Source organism: Cryomorphaceae bacterium, assembly GCA_017798125.1.
In the GTDB taxonomy this organism is placed as follows: Bacteria; Bacteroidota; Bacteroidia; order Flavobacteriales; family ECT2AJA-044; genus ECT2AJA-044.
Genome location: CP059070.1, coordinates 1,197,329 through 1,218,240 on the forward strand (window position 1 = coordinate 1,197,329; position 20,912 = coordinate 1,218,240).

A 20,912-nucleotide genomic window follows, 5' to 3' on the forward strand; every position below is an offset into this window, starting at 1 on the left:
TATGAAGAGATTTTTTCTACTCCTTTTGTCCGTTGTGGCCTTTCATTGGTCCTCGGCCCAGTTGGTGGTGACCAATGCAGCTCCGTACAATTCTCCCCAGTACTTGGTGGATAGTGTTTTGATCGGTCAGGGTATCCAGACTTCGAACATTACCTACATAGGAGCACCTGCCGCCATTGGATTCTTTAATGGAGTAAACTCGAACATTGGATTGGACAGTGGAATTGTCATTACCACTGGAGATATCGTCAACGCGGTTGGGCCCAACAACATCGGATCGGCCGGATCCAGTAACAATGCTCCCGGTGATACTCAGCTTGATCTCTTAACGACGAGCACCACAAACGATGCGTCGGTACTGGAGTTTGACTTTATTCCCGAAAGCGACACGGCGAGTTTCCGTTTTGTCTTTGGTTCTGAAGAATATCCCGAGTTCGTTAACTCGTCGTTCAACGATGTATTTGCCTTCTTCATCAGCGGTCCGAACCCCAATGGTGGGCAGTACGTGGATGAGAATATCGCCCTGATTCCAGGAACTACGGTTCCCGTGACCATTGACAACGTAAATATTGGGGTGAATTCTCAGTATTACGTCGACAATACCGGAGGGCCTACGGTGCAGTATGACGCCTTTACAACGGTTCTTACGGCCCTTGCTCAGGTAATCTGCAATCAGCCTTACCACATTAAAATTGCGATTGCAGATGCAGGAGACTTCTCCTATGATTCTGGGGTATTCTTGGAGGCGGCGAGTTTCTCCTCCAATGGAGCGACCTTGACATCCGTATCCACTTCCGCGTACGCCGAAAACGATACCACCATTTTGGAAGGTTGCGGCGACGCCTTGATTACCGTGAAACTGAACCGTGTGACGCCTACCGACTCCATTGTGCCTTATCAGTTGCTGGGAACTGCAACACCAGGTGTGGACTATGTTGTAACACCAAATGTGCTTTTGATTCCCGCGGGTTCCGATAGCATCCAATTTACGGTGACTGGACTTTGGGATGGAATTGATGAGCCGAACGAAAGTGTCATTATAGAATTCCCCTTCCAAGATGCTTGCGCCGGATTCCAACCGGTGAAGATTAATCTCTTGTTGAGGGATATTGACTCCTTGAAGCTCGATTTTAAGAGTCCGGATCAGGTCTTGTGTGGTCCAGAAGATCTTTACCTCTATTTACAGCCTTCGGGAGGAGTGGCGCCTATCAGCTTTGATTGGACGTACAATGGTCAAACGTCCACGGGTTTCGATCTTTTCGATACGCCCCAAACCAGCACAACGTATTACGTCACCATGACCGATGCTTGTATAGGTCTCACGATACAAGACTCCATTCAAATAACCTTACTCTCTGACGTCGATCCTGTCGATGTTGAAGTGGGCGTAACGGATTACGATCTGTGTTTGGGTGATGTCCAGGCCTTGAACGCATTGGTCACCGGAGGAGGTGGCGCCGTTACCTTTGGGTGGTACGATATGAACGGAGATCTCGTGACCGACAGCACGACCTTGGTACTTGAACCAGAGGAAGGAACAGAGACCTACATGGCCTTGGCCTTTGACGAATGTGGTTCTAGTGATTCTGTTGAGGTGACACTTGTAACCGAGATTTGCGAGTTTGAGGTGCCCAATGTATTCACGCCTAATAATGATGGGAATAATGATTATTTCTGGATTGAGAACTTGGATAAGTTCCCGAATACAGAGGTGTACATCATGAATCGTTGGGGACAGAAGGTTTTTGAAAGCACGAACTACGGTGGTCAGTGTGTGAACAACGGTGATTCGGGATGTTGGAACGGTAAAGTGAACAACACCGGAGCGGATTGTCCAGAAGGGACGTATTACTACATCATTCGCCCGCCAGGAGAAGAAGAAAGAACGGGAAGTCTGACACTGTTCCGGAACTAATAAAAAAAGCCGCATCTGAAATGGATGCGGCTTTTTTGTGGTACCACCTGGATTCGAACCAGGGACACAAGGATTTTCAGTCCTTTGCTCTACCAACTGAGCTATGGTACCAGCGTAGAAGGGCGCAAATGTAATTCTTTTGCTCTGAATACTCCAAATACGAGGGCTAGATTTTGGCTATCTTCGCCGCGAAACAAAGCAGTAAATGAGAACACTTGTTCTGGATTGGGGTAATTCAAGTTTAAAGTACGGAGTTTTTGATGGGTCCGAGCTTTTAGACCATGGCAGAATGACGGATGTTACCTTGGTAGATTTAGAGCCCTGGGTACACGGAATGAATGTCGAAGCTGTCGTCGCTGCGAGTACAGGGCCTGACGTAGAGCCTTTCGTTGCTTCACTTCAAGATGATTATCAGACCTTTATTTTAAGGCCTGAATCCACAGTACCCCTTCATATGGAGTACACCACACCGGAAACTCTAGGAATGGACCGGAAGGCCGTGGCTGTCGCAGCAGCAGTAGCTCGTCCAGATCAGTATTCGCTTGTAATTGACTGCGGTACATGCATCACTTTTGATGTAGTTGCACCAGGTCGTCGATACCTGGGAGGGTCCATTAGCCCTGGTCTCCAGATGCGTCTTCGTTCTATGCACGAATTCACTGAACGTCTGCCTTGGGTCAAGAATGCGCCCGATAATTCTGCTTGGCCGGGAAAAAGTACTCATGATTCTCTTTGGCAAGGGGGCTTAAAGGGCTGGCAGTTAGAGATTGAGGGATACATTCGCCAAATGAAGCAAGAACACCCTCATCTTAACGTTATTTTAACCGGTGGAGATGCGCAGTACTTTGAATCGACTGAAAATTTGGGCATCTTTGCCGACCCGTTCTACGTCCTTCGGGGACTGAACGAGATCTTTACGCATCATGCGGGCACTTAAACACTTACTCTTTGTTCTAGGCTTCACCCTTACGGTGGGAGGCGCGAACGCACAAACCAGTTCTCTGAGTCCATACGCGCGTTTTGGTCCGGGAGAGGTTCAGTTCTACGGTCTTGGACAAAACCAACAAATGGGTGGACTCTTGGCCCCCATGATTGATTCACTTCACGTAAACCCCAGTAATCCGGCCAGTTATACGCACCTCCGCCTGACTTCTTTTGAAATCGGCGCGATTCAGAACTTTTCAGAGGTAGCCACAGCGGAACGGGCGGAAAACAGCAATTCTACCTATCTGAACCACATTGCCGTAGGTGTCCCCATGGGAAAGCGGTTTGGAGCGGGATTTACGATCTACCCATATACCACCTTAGGTTATAACCTTCAAGCCTCTGAGGAGCTCGAAGATATTGGCGGAGTGAATTACTACTACACGGGAACCGGAGGGATCAACATCTTTACTACGGGAATTGCTTATATGCCCATCAAGGGATTGAGCGTTGGCGTGAACTTGAATTATATCTTTGGTCGTCAGGATCGAACGAATAGTGTTGAGTTTGATTCGACGGGCTTTTTCAATACCAGCGAACAAGCAACCCTGCGGGTGTCTAATTTTTACTTGAGCTACGGTCTTCAGTATAAATTAAACCTTGATCAAGGTCGCTTCATGACCTTTGGGGCCGTACTGGGCCCAGAAGCCGAACTCGAGGTTCAATCCGATTTTCTGAGTTACAGCTATACCGGTACCATTTTAGGTACATCGGTTGTTAAGGATACCCTAGAGGCGGTTGATGAAGTCATCGGCAGCATTGTTTATCCCACAGAAGGGAGCTTTGGAATAGGCTACGGCAAGTACAACGAATTCTTCATTGGCGCGGATTACCAGTTCAAGAACTGGAGTGAATATAATCGCAATGGTATTGGAGATAGTTTGAACAATAGCTACCGTTTTGCCGTAGGAGCATATTGGACGCCCGATTGGAGTTCTGTGGGGAGCTATTGGTCTAGGGTCCAATATCGCGCCGGTGCCTACTACGGCGCAACGAATTTAGAGCTGCGTGGAAAGGTCATTAACGATGCTGGTATGACTTTTGGAGTAGCATTACCGTTCCTGAACAAATCCCTCTCCACTTTGAACTTTGGAGTGCAGTTGGGACAGAAAGGAACGATAGAAAATGAATTGATTCGTGAACGCTATGCCCGATTCACCGTTGGGCTGACGATGAACGACAGATGGTTTGCAAAAAGAAAAATTGACTAAAATTTCAATAACGATGAAACAGAAGATCATCCTCGGGATGGCCCTTGTTTTCACCTTTTCCTTTGGAAAGGCCCAAGCTCAGAGCTATGGAACCGACAGTTTAACGTGTAGCGAAAAGCTCTCTGTTTTTTACGAGTTCTACAAAGCAAAGAACTACGGAGATGCCTACAAGCCATGGAAATGGACTTTTGACAACTGTCCCGCCTCAAGCAAGAATATCTACATCATTGGACCTCGATTGATGAAGGCGCGAATAGATGCCAACAAAGAGAACCCTGAAGTTTTGCAGAGTCTTGTGGATACGCTCCTTATGGTTTGGGATGCTCGTAATCAGTACTTCCCAGGTCAAGAAAGCTATATCCAAGGGGAAAAAGCTTCTGTCTTGATGAAGTATCGTAAGAAAGAATCATACGAGGAGGCATACGGTCTTTTGAAAGCAAGTGTTGAAGCGGAAGGGAACGAAGCCGGTGCAACCGATTTGTTCAACTACGTGAAGGCAAGTGCAATGATGTACAACGATGACAAATTGGACAAATTTGAGTTGATCGATGTGTACCAGACTACTATGGGTCATATTGAGTACAACACGGAGTTTGGCGAAGAGAAGTACATGAAGTACTACGATCAAGCTCGTACAGGAATTGACGGGATGTTAGGACCGCTTTTTGAATGTGAAGATCTCATTCCACTATTCGAGGCGGCTTATGACAACTTCGCGGCAGACGAACTTCGCCTTGCGCGCGCGGCCAAACTACTCGAGCGCAAAGAATGTACGGATAGCGACATTTACTTCCGCATTGCGGCTCAAATGTTTAGCTTGAATCCGGATGTTCAGTCAGGTATCGCCATGGGGAACATGAGTATGACTCGTGAAGACTGGCAAAAGGCTGTAGAGTACTATCAATTGGCCGCATCTCGGGATACTGTTGCCAATCGTCGAGCAGAAACCAACTTGAAAATTGCAACGGCCTATCAAAAACTCGGTCAGCGAGCTTCAGCGCGCACCTTTGCTTTGAAGGCTGCAAATGATCGCACGGGATGGGGAGATCCCTTTATCTTAATCGGAGATCTATACGCCTCTACAAAAGGCTGTGGATCAACGGAGTTTGAGGTTAAGACGGTTTATTGGGCAGCCCTAGACAAATATTACTATGCCAAGAGCATTGATCCATCTGCTGCGGATAAAGCGAACAAGCGTATCAGCACGTACAAGGAGTATGCCCCTGACTTTACCTTGGCGTTCAACTTTGGAAAGCACGAGGATGCTAGTGTGCCAGTAGGTTGTTGGATAAACGAAACAGCTACTGTTCGATTCCCGGACCGCGACTAACTTGATCGGGTTATTCAAGAGATATCATTGGAGCATTGCCGTCCTTGTGTCGGCAATGCTTTTTTCGTGCTCTAAACCCGAAAGTGGTGTTATGGAGCAAAGTGCTCCGGTGGATATTCCGGATGAGCTGGCCTATGATATTGAGATCCTGTACAGCGATAGCGGCACCATTCGGTTAAAGCTTGACGCACCTGAAATTGCCAGGTATGCTTCCCTTGAGAAACCTTATACTGAGTACCCAAAGGGGCTTGAAGTCGAATTCTACAACAGCTTGGGAGAAGTGACCACTCAATTGAGTGCGGAATATGCCATTCAATATCAAGATCGAGGAATTACCGAGGCCCAACGAAATGTGATTGTCGTCAACGAAGATGGAGAGAAATTACAGACAGAACACCTAACTTGGGATGAGACGAACGAGAAGATCTATACAGATGAATTTGTTCGGATAACGACAGCCACGGAACAATTAACCGGTTACGGACTTGAATCCAATCAGACCTTTACACGATACACGATTAAAAAACCCGCAGGGGTCATAGCATTAGAAGAAGATGAAGGCAGCAATTAAAGTCATTGAGATTATGTGGATCGTCATTGCTGGCGTTTCCTTGATCGAGCTCGTTCGTTTGTGGAATACTCCAGGCGATAAGAAGTGGATTTTCGGAGCCTTTTTGGTTTTGGCTATCTTTATGTATTGGTTCCGACGTAAACAGCGTATCCGAATGGAAGAGAAGATGCGTGATCGGAATGGCTAACTTGACTCATGGTCTCTACACTTATAGCAATCGTACTGGCCTCTGTTCTCCTCTCCGCATTCTTTTCTGGAATGGAGATTGCCTACGTTTCCTCCAACAAACTGCAGATTGAGCTTCAGAATAAGCAAGGTGACTTTGCCGCGCGCTTATTGTCTCATTTGATGGCTCATCCGAGCCGATTTATTGCCACCATGCTGGTTGGGAACAACATTGCTCTAGTGGTGTACGGAATTTTCATGGCCAAATGGGTAGAGCCTACGCTTTATCAATTCACGTCAAATGATGTAGCCGTTTTGCTGATTCAAACTCTGTTCAGTACGCTCATTATTCTCATTATGGCGGAGTATGTGCCCAAAGCCATCTTTGCTCTGTATTCAAACCAATTACTCCGAGCCTTTGCCTTGCCTGTTCTTTTGGTTTACTATGCTCTTTTTCCAGTGGTGGGGTTCGTTATGGGTATTTCCAGTTTCTTACTGAAGACCCTATTTAGAGCCGATCTGGACGATGAAAAACCCATGTTTAATCGCGTGGACCTGGATAACTACGTACGTCAGCAGATCGAAGACCAGAACAATCTAGAAGAGGTGGAGAACGAAGTTCAAATTTTTCAGAATGCCCTCGATTTTGGAAAGGTTAAAGCCCGCGAATGCATGGTTCCGCGTACCGAGTTGATTGCCATGGATGTGAGTGATTCTGTTGAAGAGTTACGTCAGCGATTCATCGAAACGGGTCTGGGTAAAATTTTGATTTACAAGGAGAGCTTAGACAATATTATCGGCTATGTCCACAGCTTTGAGCTGTTCAAGAAACCCAAGCAAATTCGCAGTATTCTGCTGCCTGTATCCATGGTTCCAGAGTCCATGCCAGCCAATGAGGTGCTCAATCTACTGATTCGCGAACGAAAGAGCCTGGCCATTGTCTTAGACGAATTCGGCGGCACCAGTGGATTGATTACCATTGAGGACGTCATCGAAGAGATTTTTGGCGAGATTGAGGACGAGCACGATCGCCAGGATCTAGTGGAAGAAGAGCTCAGTGAGAATAAGTACTTGTTTAGCGCTCGATTGGAAATCGATTATCTCAACGAAAAGTACAAAATGGACTTGCCCGTTAGCGAGTCTTACGAGACCCTCGGCGGCTTAATTACACACTACTACGAGAGCATTCCAGTTAAAGACGATGTAATCGTTGTCAAGCCCTTCATTTTCACCATCAAAAGTTCCCATCACAACCGCATAGAAGAGGTTATTCTGCGTGTGAAAGAGGAGGAATAGGGGCTTTCAAATTTCTGCCAATACTTGTATCTTCGTGGCCTTAATTAAAATCCATAGGAATGGCCACATTACAGAACATCCGCAAGCGTTCCGGACTTTTGATCGGAATTGTGGGATTTGCCATGCTTGCTTTTATTCTGACAGACCTTCTCAGTTCAGGAGGTTCCATTCTCCAGCGTGACCGAAACACGATCCTCGAGATTAACGGGGAAAAGATCAATTCGATCCAGTTCAATCAACGCGTTCAAAAGAGAATCGACGACTACATTGCTTCATCTGGAGATGTAGGTATGACCAATGCTTCACGAGATCAATTCTTTGACTTGACTTACGACGAAATTCTCCGCGAGGGAATTATGGGAAGTCAGTACGAAGAACTCGGCATTCAAGTAACCGGAAAAGAGCTTTGGGATGTCATCATTTCCAACCCCAGTATCAATACTAATCAAGGATTCCAAAGAGATGGGCAGTTTGACGAGGCACTCGTCAAGATGTACATTGACAATTTAGAACAGCAGCGTTCTACTGATCCGCAAATGCAAGAGGCTTGGGTTCAATGGAAAGCTTTTGAAGATCAATTGTACACGACTCAGTTTCAGAGCAAGTACAACAACTTGATTTCGTCTGGAATCATCGCTACCAATATAGAAGGTGAAATGAGCTTTCGCGATCGCAACACTACTGCGAGCATTAGCTTGATTTATCGTCCGTATACCAGCATCAATGATAGTGCTGTTAGCGTTAGTGAGAGCGATATCAAGGCTTACTACAACAAGAATAAAGAAGAGCTCTACAAGCAAGAAGATGCTCGCGATATTGAGTATGTCGTTTTCAATATAGTTCCTTCTGAAGACGACGTCAATGCTGCCGCACGTCGTTTTGATGAGCTGATGCAGGATGAGGTCGTTTACAACAACGAGACTAAAGAGAATGATACACTTCGGGGTTTCATTAACACAAAGGACGACTCTGCATTCATCAATGCCAATAGCGAGCAAAGTCGCTATTTCGGGCAGTGGTTGACGGAAGGGCTTTTGGACGCGCGCTACGATTCGCTCATGTTTGCGAGTGAACCTGGATACATCTACGGACCTTACCGCGATGGTGACTTTTACCGCGCAGCTAAGCTCATCGACAAAGGAGTTCAGCCGGACTCTGTTCGCGCTCGTCACATTTTGATTGCTTTTGCCGGTGCCGAACGCGCAGCCCCAGAAGTAGTGCGATCTCCACAGGCAGCCCAGGTATTAGCAGATAGCCTCTTTGGTGTGGTTAAGGATGATCCAAGTCAATTTGCAAGTTTGGCCAGTCAATACTCGGATGGACCATCCAAAACTAAAGGAGGGGACCTTGAGTGGTTCCAACCAGGAATGATGACCACGAACTTCAACAACTACGCCTTCAATAACGAAACCGGAGACATCGGTCTTGTGATTACAGAATTCGGGTTCCACATTATTGAAATCACGGATCAAGGTGGTGCTAGTCCTGTGGTCAAGGTGGGAATTTTGGATCAACGTATCCTTCCTTCCAATGCAACAGAGGATCGTATCTACGCTGAGAGCAATGATCTTGCTGGATCAGCAGAGTCGTTGGAAGCTTTCCGCGCCAAAGCGCAAGAGCTCGGAGCAGAGGTTCGTCCCGCAACCAACCTTCGTCCTTTGGATAAAACCGTTCCAGGAATTGCCGACAGCCGCGTTATTGTGCGTTGGTCGTTCGAAGATGGTGTTGAGGAAGGAGAGGTCAATATCTTCGACGTCTCCAATCAGGTAGTGGTGGCTTTCTTGACCAATATTAAGGAAGAAGGATATGCTTCTTTGGAAGATGTGCGCTCTCAAGTCGAAAACCGCGCTATTCGTGAAAAGAAGGCAGAGAGCTTGAGTGCAGAGCTCAGCGGAGCCAGCAATCTTAACGATTTGGCCCAGTCATTAGGAACACAGGTAATCAACGCTACTGCCGTTTCATTTGCGAACAGCAGTGTGAGCGGTGTAGGAAATGAGCCTATGATTGCAGCCGCAGCGGTTTCTCTTCCATTGAATACATTGAGTGAGCCGATTGTTGGAAACTCAGGTGTATTTGTGATCCAGGTGAACAGCCGTAATGAAGCTGCCACTCAGGAAAGCTATGCGACAGAGATGCAGCAAATCACAAATCAATACGGTACGCGCATCACTAACGATGTATTCGAAAGCTTAAAAGCTCAAGCGAACGTCGTAGACAACCGCGCACGCTTCCAATAAGATTTTAGAAATAACGAATTGAATCCCCGTCGGCCTTGCTGACGGGGATTTTTTTTATCGCAGGATGGTCATCCGGTATGCGTCCAGCTTGACAAAGATGAAAAGGAGAATAGTGAATCCCCACAAACTTGACCCACCGTAACTAAAGAATGGTAGGGGGATTCCGATAACCGGAGCTAGGCCAATGGTCATGGCAATATTGATGGCAAAATGCACAAAGAGAATACTGGCGACACAGTATCCATATATTCGGCTGAAGTGGGAACGCTGACGTTCGGCTACGTGTACAATTCTGAGAATCAAGGTAACGAATAGGGCAATGGTTAAGAATGACCCCACAAAGCCCCATTCTTCTCCTACAGTGCAAAAGATGAAGTCGGTACTCTGCTCCGGTACAAAATCGTATTTCGTCTGGGTGCCATTGAGGAACCCTTTGCCCCAAAAGCCTCCAGATCCGATCGCAATTTTACTTTGCTCAGTATTGTAACCGACACCTTGTGGATCTTCCATTTTCCCGAGGAGAATGTTGATTCGATTGCGGTGCCGGTCTTCAAGAATATTATTGAATGCGTAGTCGACGCTTTGAGTAAAGCCTATAGCCCCAATGGTTAGTAGAGAAATAAAGATCCACGCCCTTTTGGTTTTTCGGGTGATGTATGTGAAAACAAGCCCCGCAAGAAGAAGCAGTCCACTCAGCCACCACTGATCAATAAGTAAAGCCAATAAAAAGAGAATGGCGGCGGAAACACCTATGACCAAGTAGTTACCACTCAGTCCTTCTCGGTAGAGGACGAGGAATAAAGCGGTGAAGACCAGAGCAGATCCTGGGTCGGGTTGAGGGATGATGAGCACCATCGGGAGAGCGATAATCCCGAGTGCATATAATTTGTCACGCCATGTCGCAAGGGAACGATTCATGCCACTCAAGAAGGCACTAAGGGCTAGGGCGGTGGCGAATTTGGCGAATTCAGAAGGTTGAATACTGAACCCGCCAAAGGCATACCAGCTTCGAGCCCCAGCAATTTCCTTTCCGAAGAATAAAACGCCGAGTAAGGCAGCCATCATGATTCCATAAAGCGGGAAAGCGAAGGTTCTGAAGAATTTTCCGTCCACAATAACAATGAGTAGGATGAGTACCAAGGAGGTCAAAATCCAAAGGAATTGCTTCCCATATTTCTGGCTCATGTCGAAGATGCTGGCGTGCTCCTCATTGTAAACCGCTGCGTATATGTTCAGCCACCCAAGGAGGACCATAAGACCATATAGTCCCACGGTCAGCCAGTCGATATTTGCGAATGGATTTTTATCGTTCCTCACCGATTCGCTGTGCTTGTTGTTCGTATTCTTCTGCCAAACTTCCTTCGAGCATTCGCTGTTCCAAATCAGTTCGCGAAATACTATCTCTCATGTACTTCTCCACCAAAAGACTGGCCATTGGCGCTGCCCATCTGGATCCCCAATATCCGTTTTCCACAAAAATGCTGATGGCAATTTTAGGGTTGTCTTTCGGGGCAAAGGCGATGAAGATACTGTGGTCTTGCCCGTGGGGGTTTTCCGCAGTTCCTGTCTTTCCACAGATTTCGATTCCCTCAATTTGCGACCAATAGGCCGTACCGTCTACATCTGTATATACACCGTGCATTCCCTCCACTATGGGCTCGAAGTAACGCGGTTCAATGGTGGTGTATTTGGGTTGTGTGAAATTAGTGTCCGAGATGGCTTGTCCATCAATGGCCTTTACGATATGGGGTGTGTAGTAGTATCCTCGATTGGCAATGGTGGCCGATAGATTGGCCAATTGAATGGGGGTGACAAGGAGCTCACCTTGTCCGATGGCATTAGAAATGGTGGTTACGGCTCGCCAAGACCCGGGAGGATAAACTCCGTTATAGTAGGCGGCATCGGGGACGTGGCCTTTTCGTCCCGTAGGGAGATCGTTGCCCATATAACGTCCTAGGCCAAAGCTTTTGACATGCTCTGACCAGGCGTCCATGCCTTCTGCCGTGCTTGGGTATTTTTCAATAATGTCTTTATAGGTTTCGCAGAAGTAGGCGTTACACGACGCCACAATGGCCTTGTCTAATCGATAAGGGCCCGGATCGCTGTGGCATCCAACGTGTAAAGACTTGTAGCGCCATCCGTGTCGGCAGTAATGCGTAGTAGACTCTGTAAGAACTCCCTCTTGCAGGCCAATCAAAGCATTCACAATTTTAAACGGCGATCCAGGGGGGTATTCCGCCAATACAGCCCGGTCGTACATGGGCAGATTTAAGGTGTCTGCGTCGAGCTTCCGGAAGTTGGCACTACGAATACGGCCAACGAGTAAATTGGGGTCGTAGGTAGGTGCACTGACTAGGGCGAGGATTTCCCCTGAAGAGGGTTCTACGGCCACAATGCTGCCTCTTTTCTCGGTCATCAAGGCCTCGGCGAATCGCTGCAAGTCAATGTCTATGGTGGTCGTTACTTCGGCACCGGGTACGGGCACTGTGTCGTATTTCCCTTTTTGAAAGGACCCTTTTATTCGGTTGTGCACATCGACCATGCGGTACGATACTCCTCTTTGACCTCGGAGGGCATCTTCATAGCTCTTCTCAACCCCGGCACCTCCAATGTAATCTCCTGGTGCATATTCTGGTTTTTCTTGAAGGGTGTGGTCCGATACTTCGCGGACAAAACCCAGCACGTTGGCCGCCGACGCAAAAGGATACTGACGAAGGGTTCTTTTCTGAACGTAGAATCCCGAGTAGTTGAAGAGCTTTTCCTGTACCCCCGCAAATTGCTCGCGACTAATTTGTTTGAGAAAGACTGAGGGTTTGTAATACGAGTACCCGCGCCGTCGTCTGAGCGTCTCCCATTGTTTCGCGAACTGGAGCGAGTCGATCCCGAGATCAGTACAAAACGCAGCCGTGTCTAAATCTTTCACCTCGCGAGGAATCACCATAAGGTCGTACGCGGGTTGATTGCTGACGATCAATGTTCCGTTTCGATCGTAGATGTATCCGCGATCAGGATACTGCGTGATGGCACGGAGCACATTGCTTTCTGCGCTCAATTTGTATCGGTCGTCAATGACTTGGAGATAGAACAAGCGAATAAGGAAGATCAGGCCGAGAAGAGGGACGATCAGGTAGACCAGAAGTTTTCGCCGTTCAAAGAGATCGCCTTGGGTCATTCGCTACGTCGATTAAAGATGAGCAGAACCAAGAAGATAAGGGCAACCGTAAAGACGGTGCTTAAGAGTGTCCGAGCCAAAACGGTGAAGAACTCGGAAAGGCGGAAGGCCTCTAAAAAGAAAAGGAGGAAGTGGTGAGCAAAAACCAATAGAACAGTATAGCTCAAGAACTTGGCTGTCCCCATCGTCGAGAGGCCTAAGTATTCCCATTCGTCTTCTCCGCGTGTAGCATATAGTCGTATGGCCCAAGGCCTGAGGTAGGCAACCAAAGTAGTGGCTGCGGCGTGCAGGCCGTAGCTGCCCATGAACACGTCAATGAGCAATCCCGTGCCGAATCCGATAAGCAATAGGTAGAACTTGTTTAAGCGAGGAGGCAGAAGGAGAATAAAGAGGATATACAAATAGGGGTTGATGTAGCCACTGAATTGAACTTGGTTCAAGAGGGCAACCTGGGTAACCATCAGGACGAAAAAGCGGGTAAGATGTAGTCCTGGCTTATTCATTAATGGAGGCAGCTTCCAAGGAATCGCGTTCCCAGGTCAATTTGTTTTCTATGATGTACACATGTCGCAAGCGCGAAAAGTCCGTACTCAACTTAACGGTAATGTCGTAGTAGTTGGTGCCTGGAACCAGCTCTGCATCATCGATGATTCCCAACATGATTCCTTCAGGGAAAATGTTGGAAAAGCCATTGGTTACAATGCTATCCCCGGGTGTAATCTGTGCGTGTTTCGGGATGTCTCGAAGTTTCGCACGCTGATGGTTTTTACCATCCCACTGCAGAATCCCGAAGTGATCCGAACCGCTCAGTTTTGCAGAGATCATAACGTCTCGATGGAGCAGAGGAAGAACTACAGCGTAGTGCGATGAGGCGCTTTTCACAATGCCGACTACGCCCTTGGTGTCAAAGACTCCCATCCTTGGCTGTACGCCGTGCCTGGTCCCGCGGTTGATGGTGACGTAATTGTTGCGCTTGTTGAAGGTAGCGTTGACCACTTTACCTCCATAAAACTGGTATTGCTGCTGGCGCGTACTATCGGTCCGTAGGACCCGCTCCACTCCGTTATCAAAACCCGAGGAAGGGAGCTGACTGTAGAGGGCGGCGTTGTCGTCTACGAGGAGTTTATTGCTCTCGCGGAGGTGGAAGTATTCACGCCAGTAATCGATAGAGGCGTAAAGCCGTCCGGTGACCTCGGTGGTGCCGTTCCAAAAAACGCTGTTTTGAAAGCTGTGGTTGCGCGCGATCAGCACCATGGCAATCAACTCTAAACCAATGAAGGTCAGAGTGATATGGAAGCGATATAGAAATAGAAGGATGCTGCGCATGAATGAAAAACGGCCTACAACTTTAACGCATTAAGAACGTAAATTTGTCGACGTTTTTCAAGGCAATTCCGGTACCGCGAACAACGGCTCGCAAAGGATCTTCTGCAATGAATACCGGTAGTTCTGTTTTGCGAGAAATTCGCTTGTCCAAACCGCGAAGCATAGAGCCTCCACCGGCCATGTAGATCCCCGTATTGTAAATGTCCGCCGCGAGTTCTGGAGGGGGTCATGGACGCGCTTCCATAATCGCGTCTTCAATACGAATGATGGACTTGTCGAGGGCCTTGGCAATCTCGCCAAAGGTGACCGTAACTTCTTTGGGTTTCCCGGTCAATAAGTCACGACCCTGCACAGCGTATGGCTCTGGCTTATTCTCAAGATCTTCAGTAGCCGCTCCAGTTTCAATTTTGATCCGCTCGGCAGTGCGTTCTCCAACGGCGAGATTGTGTTGGGCACGCATGTAGTAAACGATATCACTGGTGAAGACATCACCCGCAACCTTAATGGACTTGTCGGCGACGATTCCACCTAGAGCAAGTACCGCAATTTCCGTGGTACCCCCACCGATATCAATGATCATATTTCCTTTCGGTTCGGTCACATCCACTCCGATTCCGATGGCCGCTGCCATTGGCTCGTGGATGAGGTACACCTCCTTGGCGCCCGCGTGTTCCGCGGAATCCCGTACCGCGCGTTTTTCGACCTCTGTAATCCCGGAAGGAATACAGATGACCATACGCAGTGATGGAGCAAAGAATTTGTTCTTGAGAGCCGGGATGTTCTTGATCATCTCGCGGATCATGTGCTCGGAAGCGTTAAAGTCGGCAATCACACCATCCTTCAGTGGACGGATGGTCTTGATGCCTTCATGCGCCTTTCCGTGCATCTGCTGAGCGGTGCGCCCAACTGCGATCACCTTGCGGCTCATGGAGTCCACGGCAACGATGGACGGCGCGTCCACGACGACTTTATCGTTGTGGATGATCAAGGTGTTCGCTGTCCCCAGATCGATCGCAATATCCTGCGTCATGAAATCAAATAAACCCATCAGCCCCGTGCTCTTTTAGTCAATCCGCTAAAAGTAAAAAAATTAGTGCTTGAAGTGACGCGTTCCGGTGAATACCATGGCCATTTCGTGTGCATCGCAATAATCGATGCTCAGCTGGTCTTTGATGGATCCTCCAGGTTGAATAACGGCCTTAATTCCCGCCTCATCCGCAATCTCCACACAGTCGGGGAAAGGGAAGAAGGCATCACTCGCCATTACGGCCCCATTCAAGTCAAAATCGAAGCTGCGCGCCTTGGCTATGGCTTGGCGAAGGGCATCCACCCGACTGGTCTGTCCGGTTCCGCTCGCCAGAAGCTGACCGTCTTTAGCCAGAACAATGGTGTTCGATTTGGTGTGCTTGCAAATCTTGCTCGCAAACTCCAGATCCACCAATTGAGCCTCAGTCGGAGCCACCTGTGTTCTCGTTTCCATCTCCTCTTTGCGATCGGTCACACTGTCGCGATCTTGTTCCAGAACACCGTTCAAGGTCGTGCGGAATAGCTTCTTAGGCAAGTCCACTTCTTTCTGAATGAGGATGATTCGGTTCTTTTTGCTCTTCAAAATTTCCAGTGCCTGCGGCACGATGCTCGGAGCAATCACCACTTCACAAAATAGGGTGTTGATTTCTTCTGCCGTAGCTACGTCAATAGTCTCGTTCGTGATCAAGATGCCGCCAAAGGCCGATACTGGGTCACCTGCCAATGCATCTTTATACGCATCGACCAAGTTTTCACGACTGGCCACACCACAAGCATTGTTGTGCTTCAAAATGGCAAAGGTACAGGTGTCAAATTCGTTCATCAAGTTCACCGCAGCATCGACATCCAATAGGTTGTTGTAGCTCAACTCCTTTCCGTGGAGTTTGTCGAACATGCCTTCTAGGTCTCCGTAGAACACACCTTCTTGATGTGGGTTTTCCCCGTAGCGCAACACATGCGCAGTGGGGATGGAGCGCTTGAAGCTTTGGTCTTCATCGTGTTGGAAGTAGTGATAGATGGCTGTGTCATAGTGCGAGCTGATGTTGAACGCACGACCGGCGAGGTATTTACGCTGCTCTAGGGTGGTGCTACCGTCACCTTCTTCCAAAATGCGCTGCAGGTAATCGTAGTCGCGTCGTGAGGGAACGATGACCACATCGTTGAAGTTCTTTGCCGCTGCGCGAATCAGTGAAATTCCTCCAATGTCGATTTTCTCAATGATATCTTGCTCTGCTGCCCCGCTGGCAACCGTGTCTTCAAAAGGGTAGAGGTCAACAATCACCAAGTCAATTTCGGGAATATCGTACTCCGCCAACTGGTTTAGATCATCTTGGAGCGGACGTCGAGCGAGAATGCCACCAAAGACTTTTGGATGAAGCGTCTTAACGCGACCACCCAAGATGGAAGGGTAGGAGGTAAGGTCCTCAACTTTCTCGCAAGGGATGCCTTGACGCATGATAAAGTCGTAGGTTCCACCCGTTGAAAGAAGGGTTACTCCATTTTGGTGGAGCAATTGAACTAGGGGCTCCAAACCCTCTTTGTGAAATACCGAAACGAGGGCGGTTTTGATTTTCTTGACAGCCATAAGAATGGGGATACTTTTGAAGACGCCAAAGGTAACAAATTGACCTGCACTTCGCTATATTTGGACTTATGATCTACTTGCGCCTTTTTAACGAAAGCATCAAGTTCGCGCTCCACGCACTTGCTGTGAATCGACTCCGTACAGTTCTCTCCTTATTGGGCGTCACCATTGGTATTTTTGCCATCATTGCCGTATTCACGGTTGTGGATTCACTCGAACGAAACGTTCGAGATGATCTCAACGAGCTCGGTGATAATGTGGTGTACATTCAGAAGTGGCCCTGGGGCGGCGGCGGTGGAGAATACGAGTGGTGGGAGTACATGAAAAGACCTGAAGTCAAGTACGAAGAATTGGAAGTAGTTCAGAAGCAGACCCCAAGTTTATTCGCGGCCACATTCGGTGCTTCGCGAACCGTAACGGTCAAATACGAAGGGAACTCCATTGAACGCGCAGGAGTCTTTGGCGTCAGTGAGGACTACGACGTCATGTGGGAGTTTGACCTAACTGAGGGCCGATACTTCACCGACTTGGAATTCAGAACCGGTCGAAACTTTGCCATGATCGGGGCCCATATTGCAGAGAAATTCTTCCCAGGTGGAGGCGGAATAGGACAGGAGATCCGCGTATTGGGTCAAAAACTTTACGTCATCGGAATCTTTGAGGAACAAGGGAGCAACACCTTTCGGGAACTCCCCGATGAGCTGGTTGTTGTTCCCATCAACTTCTTGAGAAAGTTCATTGATATGGATCGGAGCAATCCGATGATCATGGCCAAGGCCAAGCCCGATGTCACGGCGGAACAATTGAAGGATGAACTTCGCGGGGTGATGCGAAACGTACGCCGTTTGAAACCTAAGGCAAAAGACAATTTTCAATTGAACGAAATCAGTGCGATCTCTGCAGGAATTGAAGGACTCTTCGACATCATTGGGGCCGCGGGAGCCATTATTGGTGGCTTTTCTATCCTGGTGGGTGGCTTTGGTATTGCCAACATTATGTTCGTCTCCGTGAAGGAGCGCACGAATCAAATCGGAATCCAGAAGGCCCTCGGGGGCCAAGAATTCTTCATCATGCTCCAATTCTTATTTGAATCGGTCATCCTCTGTGTCCTTGGAGGTGGCGTTGGATTACTTCTAGTCTTCGGCGGCGCCACAGCGGTCCGAATGGCTGCCGATTTTAACATTGCCATGAGTATGGGAAATGTCATCACCGGAGTCGGGATCTCCGCCTTGATTGGAGTGATCAGTGGATTCATTCCCGCCTACACTGCTTCTCGATTGGATCCTGTAGAAGCGATCCGAACAGGAATGTAATACCCTTATTGTACGCTGACCTTTTGGGTCATTATTCGTCCATTCACCGAAGCTCGTACGAGGTACCAACCGGATGCCAAAGTGGAGGCGTCGAAGAAAAAGCGATTGGTCCCAGCATCCAATTTTCCGTCATGTAAGACTTGGATGACTCGTCCATCTGAACTCAGCAGTTCTACTGTTCCCGTTCCAGCGGTAGGCGCATTTAAAGGCACACAAGTAATGGCCGAAGCTGGATTTGGATAGACGTTTTTGAGCTCTGCGCGCTCTTCTTCTATACTGATGGCATTTGCCAGGACTGTTTCAAAATATCCTTGAGGAGCGGGCATAGGACGTCGTTGAAGTTTGCCGTCATTGGCCACAGCCTCAATGTAGTACTGAAGATAGTCGTATGGGGTGGTAGGTGTAATAACAACCGGGATATTTGCTGACCAAGAATTTCCCGAACCTGCGGTCATGGGAAGGGCCGTAAAGGCTCCTGTAGTTCCATACCGGAAGTACAGTGTGGCCGACGCAATGCCGCTCTTGTGCTGAATCTCTGCTTCAATGAGCGGGACGTTAATGGTCGAAATGGTGTCGCGATTCCAGTGCTGTATTAAAAGCGGCTGACGAACACCAATGCTGTGGGTGATGCAATGTAGGGCTCCGGCCGCAGGAATGATGGCTTCACAATTGATCGGTACAATGTTGTAGCCGGGCAGAGCCTCATCGTAAATGCGCAATGCCGTGGTGTCATACTCTTCCCGATAGGTGGGCACCAATACGGTCTTATTGATGAAAATGCTGTTGGTGAAGGTCCGGTAATAGGCGTTGGGCGCGTAGTTTCCGGCCAAGCTCGGCGGCATAGGAACTCGGATGAGTCGGAATGGGTTTCCGTCACGAGCGGTGTAATTGCTCAAAATGTACTGAAGATTCGCCTCTAATTGAGGCCCGTCAGACACGCCAGCAGGAAACTCTCCAACCAGAAGGGTATTCTCGTTGATGAGTTTCATATGCATATCGATATGCGAAATGATGTCGAAGGGAAGTTCATCCATGCGCACATAAGGATCTATAGCCATGTAGTCCTTCATCAATGAATCGACTTCCGCCGCAGTTTTAACGGTTTGGTTGAACTGTCCGGAGGGTCCGTTCTCCACAACTACGAGCTCACTGGAGAAACCAATTCCGGTTCCCTCACTCATGAAGTTTCCACCAGTATGGACCAAATCGTCCGGAGCTACGGTAGAAGTGTAAAGGGCGTAATTAAATTCGTTGGCGATGCCTTCGGGTACTTGGTCATCCAAGGGACGGGGGCGATTGTAGATCCAATCCACAAGGACCAGGCTGTCGACGTCATTCAAATAGACGCTGTTTTGACCATAATCACGACACCAAACGGAGTTGAACCCCTGCTCAATGAAGCGCAGGTTTTGGTTGGGAACCCCGCGATTTGCTAGGGCACTAATAACGCTGTTGGAGTCATTGCAGGTGATGATCACGGTAACTTCATCCTGGGCGGCATCCACAATTTCGGCCAGAATATCGGCGTATCCTGTCCACGTAATGGTCAAGTATTCAATTTCTTCCCATTCTGCCATGGTGCGCATGGGGCCGGGTGGTGGCGTGGGGATTCCCTCTGGTGAAGGCGGCACATAGGAATCCATAAGCGCCTCTTCGGCAGGGGTCATAAATCGTGGTAGGGGAGTTTCCTGTGCATAGGACAATGAGGAAACGACCAAGACAAGGAGTAGTAGCGATCTTTTCATAGCTCTAATATACGGGAATCACAGGATGACTCGAGATACCCGCAAAATAGATGTATCTACATTGAAAAAATGCGTAAGTTTGTTTCTATGAGCATCGAAGAAGCCATTAAACAGAAGACGTTCAAGACCGAGCAAGAAAAGGCCTTGATCAATATTCTCTACACCGGGAACTTCCTAACCCTGCGTCAGGGACAAGTATTTAAAGCCTACGGCTTGACGCATCAGCAATACAATGTATTGCGCATTCTGCGCGGTCGAAAAGGCGAGCCTGCTTCAGTAAAGTTGCTCAATGAGCGTATGTTGGATAAATCCAGTAATGTGAGCCGATTGGTAGACAAACTGGTTCAAAAGAAACTGGCCACTCGTGAGTTCTGCGAAAGTGATCGCCGACAAGTGGATATCTTCATCACAAAAGAAGGTCTGGACCTACTGGATTTGATTACTAAGGAGCAACCTTCACCTGTGGAAATGCTTCGGGGGCTTTCAGAAAAGCAACTTGAGGAACTCAATGCAACGCTCGATCAGATTCGAGACGTTTTCAATCAATAAAACTCAGCCAATCTTTTGCAAATGGCTTGCAGCAGTCGCTCATCGCGAATGTTGAAGGCGTTTGGCGTGTGGGAATCGATGTCGATTTGACCGACAAATCGATCTCCATCCATAATGGGTACCACAAGCTCTGACTTAGTTTCGATGCTGCAAGCAATGTAGTTGTCTTCTGCTGTCACATCACTAATGTTGATCGTTCGTTCTTGAACGGCACTTTGACCGCAGATACCTTTTCCAAAGGGAATGCGCTTGTGCTCAGTGGGCTCTCCGGCGTACTGCCCAAGAACCAATTCATCCTTCTCTGAATCTTTCATGTAGAAGCCCACCCAATCATAATGCCCAATCTCGTGAAGGAGCAAGTCGCAAATGGCTTTTTGCTTCTCCCGCATACTGAGATTCTTGTCGATAATTTCGATGGCTTTGATCTGTATTTCTTGGTGCTTGGCTTCTTGTAACATGGGCGCAAAAATAGATGTCAAAAATACGA

17 protein-coding genes, 1 tRNA gene and 1 pseudogene are annotated in these 20,912 nt (G+C 48.2%); 10 read left to right on the forward strand and 9 right to left on the reverse strand.

Annotated features, from left to right (window positions below):
* The first annotated feature begins 1 nt into the window (after position 1).
* Positions 2-1,915 (forward strand): choice-of-anchor L domain-containing protein, encoded by a 1,914-nt coding sequence (locus HZ996_05015; protein QTN38534.1) that lies wholly within the window; start codon positions 2-4, stop codon positions 1,913-1,915.
* A gap of 38 nt (positions 1,916-1,953) precedes the next feature.
* Here the strand turns inward: HZ996_05015 and HZ996_05020 are convergent.
* Positions 1,954-2,026 (reverse strand) — tRNA-Phe (locus HZ996_05020).
* A 94-nt stretch (positions 2,027-2,120) separates the two neighbouring features.
* Here HZ996_05020 and HZ996_05025 point away from each other — a divergent pair.
* From HZ996_05025 to HZ996_05055, 7 genes are read left to right on the forward strand one after another with little or no spacing between them, the layout of a single operon-like run.
* On the forward strand, positions 2,121-2,852 hold the full coding sequence (locus HZ996_05025; protein ID QTN38535.1) for a type III pantothenate kinase: 732 nt from the start codon (positions 2,121-2,123) through the stop codon (positions 2,850-2,852).
* Positions 2,839-4,110: a hypothetical protein gene (locus tag HZ996_05030; protein ID QTN38536.1), complete on the forward strand. Its 1,272-nt coding sequence runs from the start codon at positions 2,839-2,841 to the stop codon at positions 4,108-4,110. Before HZ996_05025 ends, HZ996_05030 begins: the two co-directional genes overlap by 14 nt.
* Before the next feature lie 13 nt (positions 4,111-4,123).
* Positions 4,124-5,440, forward strand: a complete 1,317-nt coding sequence (locus tag HZ996_05035) for a hypothetical protein (GenBank protein QTN38537.1) — start codon at positions 4,124-4,126, stop codon at positions 5,438-5,440.
* 46 nt (positions 5,441-5,486) lie between these two features.
* Positions 5,487-6,011 carry an LPS export ABC transporter periplasmic protein LptC gene (lptC, locus tag HZ996_05040; GenBank protein ID QTN38538.1) on the forward strand — a complete coding sequence of 175 codons (525 nt, stop codon included), beginning with the start codon at positions 5,487-5,489 and terminating at the stop codon, positions 6,009-6,011.
* Entirely contained in the window at positions 5,995-6,198 is a 204-nt protein-coding gene (locus HZ996_05045) for a hypothetical protein (protein ID QTN38539.1), read from the forward strand. Before lptC ends, HZ996_05045 begins: the two co-directional genes overlap by 17 nt.
* Positions 6,199-6,206: 8 nt before the next feature.
* Entirely contained in the window at positions 6,207-7,472 is a 1,266-nt protein-coding gene (locus HZ996_05050) for an HlyC/CorC family transporter (GenBank protein QTN38540.1), read from the forward strand.
* A gap of 59 nt (positions 7,473-7,531) precedes the next feature.
* The gene (locus HZ996_05055) at positions 7,532-9,709 is read left to right on the forward strand and encodes a peptidylprolyl isomerase (protein ID QTN38541.1); all 2,178 of its coding nucleotides are present in this window, start codon (positions 7,532-7,534) and stop codon (positions 9,707-9,709) included.
* 54 nt (positions 9,710-9,763) lie between these two features.
* On the opposite strand, the gene rodA is transcribed toward HZ996_05055, so the two are convergent.
* The 6 genes and pseudogenes from rodA to purH all read right to left on the reverse strand — a co-directional run bounded on the left by rodA (position 9,764) and on the right by purH (position 16,818).
* Positions 9,764-11,026: a rod shape-determining protein RodA gene (gene rodA / locus HZ996_05060; GenBank protein ID QTN38542.1), complete on the reverse strand. Its 1,263-nt coding sequence runs from the start codon at positions 11,024-11,026 to the stop codon at positions 9,764-9,766.
* Complete coding sequence (gene mrdA, locus HZ996_05065) at positions 11,013-12,881, reverse strand: penicillin-binding protein 2 (GenBank protein QTN38543.1); 1,869 nt, start codon at positions 12,879-12,881, stop codon at positions 11,013-11,015. Before mrdA ends, rodA begins: the two co-directional genes overlap by 14 nt.
* A complete protein-coding gene (mreD, locus tag HZ996_05070; GenBank protein QTN38544.1) occupies positions 12,878-13,384 on the reverse strand; it encodes a rod shape-determining protein MreD in 507 nt (168 codons plus the stop codon). Before mreD ends, mrdA begins: the two co-directional genes overlap by 4 nt.
* A complete protein-coding gene (gene mreC / locus HZ996_05075; protein ID QTN38545.1) occupies positions 13,377-14,207 on the reverse strand; it encodes a rod shape-determining protein MreC in 831 nt (276 codons plus the stop codon). Before mreC ends, mreD begins: the two co-directional genes overlap by 8 nt.
* A 22-nt stretch (positions 14,208-14,229) precedes the next feature.
* Positions 14,230-15,255 (reverse strand): annotated as a pseudogene (locus HZ996_05080) (rod shape-determining protein).
* Between the two features lie 42 nt (positions 15,256-15,297).
* Positions 15,298-16,818 carry a bifunctional phosphoribosylaminoimidazolecarboxamide formyltransferase/IMP cyclohydrolase gene (gene purH, locus HZ996_05085; protein QTN38546.1) on the reverse strand — a complete coding sequence of 507 codons (1,521 nt, stop codon included), beginning with the start codon at positions 16,816-16,818 and terminating at the stop codon, positions 15,298-15,300.
* A gap of 68 nt (positions 16,819-16,886) precedes the next feature.
* Between purH and HZ996_05090 the strand changes: the two genes are divergently transcribed.
* On the forward strand, positions 16,887-18,131 hold the full coding sequence (locus tag HZ996_05090) for an ABC transporter permease (protein QTN38547.1): 1,245 nt from the start codon (positions 16,887-16,889) through the stop codon (positions 18,129-18,131).
* Between the two features lie 5 nt (positions 18,132-18,136).
* Here the strand turns inward: HZ996_05090 and HZ996_05095 are convergent, their stop codons facing one another.
* A complete protein-coding gene (locus HZ996_05095; protein QTN38548.1) occupies positions 18,137-19,876 on the reverse strand; it encodes an agmatine deiminase family protein in 1,740 nt (579 codons plus the stop codon).
* Between the two features lie 87 nt (positions 19,877-19,963).
* On the opposite strand from HZ996_05095, the gene HZ996_05100 reads away from it, so the two are divergent.
* Entirely contained in the window at positions 19,964-20,425 is a 462-nt protein-coding gene (locus tag HZ996_05100) for a MarR family transcriptional regulator (GenBank protein QTN38549.1), read from the forward strand.
* On the opposite strand, the gene HZ996_05105 is transcribed toward HZ996_05100, so the two are convergent.
* The gene (locus HZ996_05105) at positions 20,419-20,883 is read right to left on the reverse strand and encodes a GAF domain-containing protein (GenBank protein ID QTN38550.1); all 465 of its coding nucleotides are present in this window, start codon (positions 20,881-20,883) and stop codon (positions 20,419-20,421) included. The two genes, HZ996_05100 and HZ996_05105, sit on opposite strands and share 7 nt — an antisense overlap.
* Positions 20,884-20,912 lie beyond the last annotated feature (29 nt).